Raw genomic sequence first — 6,754 nt, forward strand, 5'->3', positions numbered from 1 at the left:
TAAAGACTTACCTGCACTACCTCCTGCTGTTTTTTAATTTGTCGAACTCACGTTATCATTACAAAACACTAGTTTCACTGTTCGGCTACTAAACGTAATAATCTGCTTTTTAACTTCTACTGCGGACAACTTATGGTTTCAATAACGGACTGCTTATGGTGTAAGTCACAAACACTTTCGCCAACATGCGATCGCTCTGGGTGCATGTTGGCAATGGAATAGAAACTATTGCGTTGCCGATAAATTTTGTTTGTTTTGGGTATCGCCTTTGATGCGTAATCCAAGCGATAACCATTTACAGGGTGCTAACTTTCAGTTATAGTTAGCCGTAACTTATTATAGGCACAATGCAACTATAACTTTGACTTGGTGCAAAGATAGTTTACAAAAGTTGCTCAGGCAGTTGCCATAATATTGGTTTATCGAAGAGACAGAGGTATTGCTGCACAAGTATGCATTCGGGAAAACTTTTCTCCCTTACTTCGTGCCTGTCCATCAATCCCTAAGATTCGGATCGCAGATTGCACCCGCCTCAATGGTCAACCGTCTGGGAATACAAATTGCCTGCTCTAATTAACTACAGAAATCATCTACCCGAATATCCCGCCAGACATCAGAAACCTGCCAGCCAGAATTGCCCACCGATTGTACTGGAGGATTATCAAGAAATGGAATGTAGTCAGGAACTCTAGGTTCTGAAATCGCTACTGGTTTCTCCTCAACCACAGGGGCAGTAGAATTGACAGTATTAGCTTGAAGAAGTTGGTCTTCTGCCTCCTCGATTAACTTCATCTGTCTCAAGGTAAGCTTGTTGGATTTTTTGATGATCTTCTTGGTATCTGTATCATTAGAAGTTTTCATGTGCTGTTCCTTCAAAGGCATTGGCTCAAAATTTGTCTGAGTAAATTTGGGAGAAGTTAGGTATAAATAATTTACACGGAATTAACAAGGTACACCAAATTTATGGAAAATACGAGTCTTTTGCTGAAGAATTTATTAATTGGATATAAATCTCTTTTTCGGGCAGATGCCCTAGCATAATCTGTTGCAGAGATGCAAGTATTAAGCGATCGCTTGTTCATCATAACTGTAGGTCAAAAATGTGATTGCGCTTTTGACTCCTAACAAGCAGATAATAAAGGGTTAATAGTTCTCGCTGTGGAGGAACAGCGTTGAAAAAATTATCAGGTGAGAAAGGCACAATCTTAGTAGTAGATGACGAAGCCAGCATCCGCCGAATTTTACAGACGCGTCTAGAAATGATTGGCTACAGTGTAGTTACAGCTAGTGATGGTGAAGAAGCGTTGTCAGCTTTTCGCCTGTTGACCCCTGATTTAATAGTTCTGGATGTAATGATGCCAAAACTAGATGGTTATGGTGTCTGCCAAGAATTACGGAAACAATCAGACGTACCAATTATCATGCTCACAGCTTTGGCAGATGTAGCAGACCGAATCACTGGGCTGGAACTCGGTGCTGATGACTACATGACGAAACCTTTCTCTCCCAAGGAATTAGAAGCTCGAATTGCCTGTGTATTAAAACGGCGCTCCCACAAAACCAGTATCAATACTATTCCTAACTCTCTTATAATTCATGCAGGCGCCCTGAAAATCGATACAAGTAAGCGGCAAGTCCATAAAAATGAGCAACGTATTCGGTTGACAGGTGTGGAGTTTAGCTTACTAGAGTTGTTAGTGAATCATTCTGGAAGAGTTTTTTCAAGGTTAGAAATCTTGCAGCAATTGTGGGGTTTTGTACCAGAGATGAATACAGACACCCGTATAGTAGATGTGCATATCTCTCGATTGCGAACAAAGGTAGAATCCGACCCCAACGACCCAGAATTCATTATTACAGCAAGAGGTAGTGGTTATTTTTTCCCGCGAATTGTTGAATCAGAACAAGAATAACAGAAAAATATGAGTAAGCTCATCTTAATTACAGGCATAAGTAAAGGTCTAGGTTATGCAATGACCGAGGGTTTTATTGAACAGGGACATACTGTTATTGGTTGCGCTCGGTCATCAGATGCGCTTGATAAAATACGTCAAAAGTTTAGTGCGCTCAATGATTTCACATCTATAGATGTGGCAAATGAACAGCTTGTAGAAAAATGGGCCCAAGACGTACTTCAACAATATGCACCGCCAGATATAGTGATTAATAATGCGGCAATTATTAATTACCCAGCACCTTTATGGGAAATACCATCCGAAGAATTTTCTGATCTAATAGATATCAATATCAAAGGAGTAGCGAATATAATTCGCCATTTCGTACCACCAATGGTGAAAAAGAAACGGGGTATTATTGTTAACTTTAGTTCTGGCTGGGGACGTTCGACTTCAGCCCAAGTAGCACCATACTGTGCTTCTAAGTGGGCAATAGAAGGATTAACTCGTTCTTTGGCACAAGAATTGCCAACTGGTATGGCTGCTATACCCCTCAATCCAGGTATTATTCATACAGATATGCTTTCTATTAGCTTTGGAGAAGAAGCTGCAAATTATACACCCGTGTCCGATTGGGTATTGAAAGCTGTTCCGTTTATTCTCAATTTAAAACCCAAAGATAACGGAATTCCTTTAACTGTACATTAAAGACTGAATCTCAATTGTAATCGTTACCCTGCGGTGCAGACAGTTGAATCATTTCAGAGAACCGTGAATACTTAACCACATTAGTAGCTGGATAATCCTCTGACACTGCAATTAAGCCAATTTTGATATCCTCGAAATAAATTACACCCCCAATACGTCCTTCGATTTGGAAAGCTCCATGAAATAAATGATATTGAGCGATGTAGATCAGTAAAAAGTTACTAATCTTTATTGCCCTGCCAAACATCTGCTGACAAGTTTTTTGGAGGACAGCATCTAGATATTCATTATAGGCAGGCTCACCCAGGTCAGTGAATTCCGGCAGATCCGCAAAATGATCCATATAAAATAGCCAGATATCGGACAAGTCTGCGTCATTCGTCAGTTTTTGCTTAAGTTCTTGCAATCGGTCGATATTCATATTGTAAGCCCTGGAGTAACTAAACCAAGGCTGATAGGATAATTGAATGACCCGTATTCTTTCCACAGCAATTTTAACTGTGCTAAATCTTTACGGGATAGGTAAATATTAAAATTATCGTAGAGTGGTAAAATCGCAAAATCGCGGTTAGCTACAGACAGGCAAGTCGCTGAAAAATGTGCAAAATGATGTTGCTTGACTTTGCCTTTCTTAGCAGTTAGTTCACCGTAACAGTAAGGGCATAAAAGCTCAGTCTTACCACTACCAACATCTTCAACACACACTAATTTTCCATCTGGGGCTATACCAAATTTTAGCCACATTGTCACGCTCACTCATTAATAGAAAAACCAGTCGAAACAGATAGCAGAAAGTCCTGGTAAGCCTTAAATAATTTGCAGAGATGCTGAATTTCGTTCAGACTAGTGCTAGTGTACTATAAGATTTGTAGTTTAGGATTTAATTTGCTCGTGGCATAGTGCGTAAAAAGCGAGACTGCTTGTAGTGGAGCTACCCTTGGGACAAGAATCTGTCGATAGAACTAGGAAAATAATTCATGTTGATCAATACCGTTGCCAATTTACGAGGGTTCAACGTCTCTCGTTTTTTACCTAATGAGTTGAAAAATAGTTGCAATAAGTTTAAAGTAATATCTTAATTTCTCATGCAACACCTAAAAAAATACTCAGCCAAAAATTTGTATATTTAGTTACTTTTTTAAATTTAATAGCCAAATATTTTATCAAAATTATCAATCTGATGGCTAAGAAACAATTAACTGTTGAGAGAATACACAAATAGAATGACAAAAGCGTCCACAATGTCGCCTAGAGAATGGAAAAAGCCTCAATTATCACTCTTTGCTGGTCTGGTTTTGGCACTGGTTATCCTGTTGATTTGCTTGGTATACAGTGTCATGTTGGGTGCGGCGGAAATACCTTTGAGCAAGATTTTGGCATCCTTCCTAGCCTTTGATGGTTCCTATGAACATTTAGTCATTCAAACTGTGAGATTACCGCGATCACTTATTGCTATCCTTGTAGGATCAGCCTTGGCAGTATCAGGGGCGTTAATGCAAGGTTTGACGCGCAACCCCCTAGCAGATCCAGGGATTTTGGGTATTCAGTCGGGGGCTGCATTGGCTGTAGTTGCCACAATTTTTGTTTTTGGCAGCTCGGACTTGAGTGTTTTAACCATTGTGGCCTTTTTGGGTGCAGGAGCCACAGCGATGTTAGTCTACTTCCTTGGTTCTCTGGGAAAAGGAGGGGCTACACCATTGAATCTCACAGTAGCAGGCGCAGCGCTCACGGCTCTGATTTCTTCCCTGACCACTGCTATCCTGATTGTCAGTCAACGCACCTTAGAAGAAATTAGATTTTGGTTAGCAGGTTCACTGGCTGGGCGCGATATCAATATGTTCTTGCAAGCACTGCCCTTCGTCGCCCTTGGATTAATCGTTGCTTTTGCCCTTGGTAGACAAATTACTACCATGAGTCTCGGTGAAGATATAGCAAAAGGCTTAGGTCAACAGACAGCTTGGGTGAAAATCATCACGGCTATTAGCGTTGTTTTACTGGCGGGAAGTTCCGTATCTATCGCTGGGCCAATTGGCTTTATCGGCTTAGTTGTTCCCCACATAGTCAGATTTTTTATTAAAGCCGATTACCGTTGGATTTTGCCTTACTCCGCAGTGGTAGGTGCAACTTTACTTTTGGTTGCAGATATTGCGGCGCGTGTATTACTTAAACCCCAGGAATTACCTGTGGGAGTCATGACAGCACTGGTTGGTGCGCCCTTTTTTGTCTACTTGGCTAAGTCAAAGGTGAAGAAATGAAGTTGGATTGGCTCATCATCCGTTCCGAGGCGATATCTTTTCGCATAGACCGACGTGTACCACTGATGCTGTTATGTTTGGCAGTGGTGATTGTAGTGGCGATGGTGATGAATGTGGGCAGAGGTGAATATCCCATTTCGCCCTTGGATATCGTCAAAACTGTATTTGGTTTAGATACAGGCAACCCAGACCATGCTTTCGTGATTCACAACCTACGGCTACCCCGCACCCTTGTCGCTTTTATGGTGGGAGTGGCGTTTGCTATTTCTGGCACTATCTTTCAAGGTTTAACACGCAATCCCTTAGCTGACCCTGGTATTATTGGCATCAATGCTGGGGCGAGTTTAGCAGCAGTGACAGTAATTGTGCTATTTCTATCAGCACCGATTTATACATTGCCTGTTTCAGCCTTTGCAGGTGCTTTATTGATGGCTGTTTTAATTTACTCCTTAGCTTGGAATAACGGTAGTTCGCCGATTTTACTAATTTTAATGGGTGTGGGGTTGTCTGCGATCGCCAGTGCATTCACCAGCTTGATGATTACCTTTGGGGATATTTATGACGTTAGTAATGCTTTGGTTTGGTTGGCTGGTAGTGTCTACGGACGCACTTGGGAGCAAGTCTTTTCCTTCTTACCTTGGTTGATTGTTTTCGTACCAATGGCGTTGACATTGGCAAGACATTTGAACGTCTTAAATTTAGGAGATGATGTCGCCAAAGGTTTAGGTACTCGCGTGGAATGGCAACGTGGTTTGCTAGTGCTGGTGGGTGTAGCTTTAGCAGGTGCAGGAGTCGCTACTGCCGGAATGATTGGTTTTGTCGGTTTAATTGCACCTCATTTAGGGAGACAGTTGGTAGGTACAAATCATGAAGGGTTAATTCCTACTTCTGCATTGCTAGGGGGTGTGATTGTTGTAGTCGCAGACTTGCTAGGAAGAACGCTATTTGCGCCTATTGAACTTCCTTGTGGAGTGATAACTGCTGCTATTGGCGCTCCTTATTTTCTTTTTTTGTTAATTCGTAACCGGAAAAAATAAGAGACGAATCAAATCAAAAATTCTCGCTCCTATCCTTCTGACTTCTGTGTTCTTCAAGATTCAAAATGGGATCAATTATGAAAGGATTATCAACCAAAAGTCTGTCTTTAGCTTATGGTGGTGTGCCAATTATTAAAGATTTAAATTTGGCCATTCCTGCCGGACAAATTAGTGCTTTAGTTGGTGCTAATGGTTGTGGTAAATCAACTTTGCTAAGAGGTCTGGCCAGACTTCTCAAGCCAAATCACGGTACAGTATATCTTGAGGGCACCTCAATTTTTAAGCTTTCCACCAAGGAAGTAGCGCAGCAGTTGGGTATTTTGCCCCAAGGACCAGTAGCGCCGGAAGGGTTAACAGTCAGAGATTTGGTAGCACAAGGACGTTATCCTTATCAAAATTGGTTGCAGCAATGGTCAGGCAAAGATGAAAAAATCGTGCAACAAGCGCTCTTGATTACAGATTTACTGGAGTTGGCAGATAGAGGATTAGATACTTTGTCTGGTGGACAACGACAGCGAGCTTGGATTGCAATGGCACTAGCACAGGATACAGATATTTTGCTTTTGGATGAGCCGACTACTTTTTTGGATTTGGCGCACCAGATAGAAGTTTTAGATTTGTTGTATGAGTTGAACCAAAGTCAGGGAAGGACGATTGTGATGGTATTGCATGACTTAAATCAGGCTTGCCGTTATGCTGATTATCTGATTGCTGTCAAAGATGGTCGAATTTTTGCGGCTGGAGAACCAAAGCTAGTGATGAGTGAGCAAATGGTTCAGGAGGTTTTTGAGTTAGAGTGTCGGATTATCCCTCTTCTGTCACTCTCCGGAATAAGCAAATAGTAAAAAAGCGAAATCAT

General features: G+C 41.5%; 8 protein-coding genes. 5 read left to right on the forward strand and 3 right to left on the reverse strand.

Going from position 1 to position 6,754, the window contains the following annotated elements; all coding sequences use genetic code 11:
* Positions 1-573: 573 nt before the first annotated feature.
* Positions 574-861, reverse strand: coding sequence for a hypothetical protein (locus tag RM368_RS37615; RefSeq protein ID WP_322698780.1), 288 nt, complete (start codon positions 859-861; stop codon positions 574-576).
* A gap of 311 nt (positions 862-1,172) precedes the next feature.
* Between RM368_RS37615 and rpaB the strand changes: the two genes are divergently transcribed.
* The gene (rpaB, locus tag RM368_RS37620) at positions 1,173-1,913 is read left to right on the forward strand and encodes a response regulator transcription factor RpaB (protein ID WP_322698781.1); all 741 of its coding nucleotides are present in this window, start codon (positions 1,173-1,175) and stop codon (positions 1,911-1,913) included.
* Positions 1,914-1,922: 9 nt separating this feature from the next.
* Entirely contained in the window at positions 1,923-2,603 is a 681-nt protein-coding gene (locus RM368_RS37625; protein WP_322698782.1) for an SDR family oxidoreductase, read from the forward strand.
* A gap of 10 nt (positions 2,604-2,613) precedes the next feature.
* On the opposite strand, the gene RM368_RS37630 is transcribed toward RM368_RS37625, so the two are convergent.
* Together RM368_RS37630 and RM368_RS37635 are read right to left on the reverse strand one after the other, a co-directional pair.
* Complete coding sequence (locus RM368_RS37630; RefSeq protein WP_322698783.1) at positions 2,614-3,024, reverse strand: hypothetical protein; 411 nt, start codon at positions 3,022-3,024, stop codon at positions 2,614-2,616.
* Positions 3,021-3,347, reverse strand: a complete 327-nt coding sequence (locus RM368_RS37635) for a hypothetical protein (RefSeq protein ID WP_322698784.1) — start codon at positions 3,345-3,347, stop codon at positions 3,021-3,023. Before RM368_RS37635 ends, RM368_RS37630 begins: the two co-directional genes overlap by 4 nt.
* Positions 3,348-3,826: 479 nt before the next feature.
* On the opposite strand from RM368_RS37635, the gene RM368_RS37640 reads away from it, so the two are divergent.
* From RM368_RS37640 to RM368_RS37650, 3 genes are all read left to right on the forward strand, one after another.
* Entirely contained in the window at positions 3,827-4,858 is a 1,032-nt protein-coding gene (locus RM368_RS37640) for an iron ABC transporter permease (protein WP_322698785.1), read from the forward strand.
* Positions 4,855-5,895 carry an iron ABC transporter permease gene (locus RM368_RS37645; RefSeq protein ID WP_322698786.1) on the forward strand — a complete coding sequence of 347 codons (1,041 nt, stop codon included), beginning with the start codon at positions 4,855-4,857 and terminating at the stop codon, positions 5,893-5,895. Before RM368_RS37640 ends, RM368_RS37645 begins: the two co-directional genes overlap by 4 nt.
* A 77-nt stretch (positions 5,896-5,972) precedes the next feature.
* Positions 5,973-6,737, forward strand: a complete 765-nt coding sequence (locus RM368_RS37650) for an ABC transporter ATP-binding protein (RefSeq protein ID WP_322698787.1) — start codon at positions 5,973-5,975, stop codon at positions 6,735-6,737.
* Positions 6,738-6,754: the final 17 nt, after the last annotated feature.

The organism is Nostoc sp. DedSLP03 (assembly GCF_034530815.1).
In the GTDB taxonomy this organism is placed as follows: Bacteria; Cyanobacteriota; Cyanobacteriia; order Cyanobacteriales; family Nostocaceae; genus Nostoc.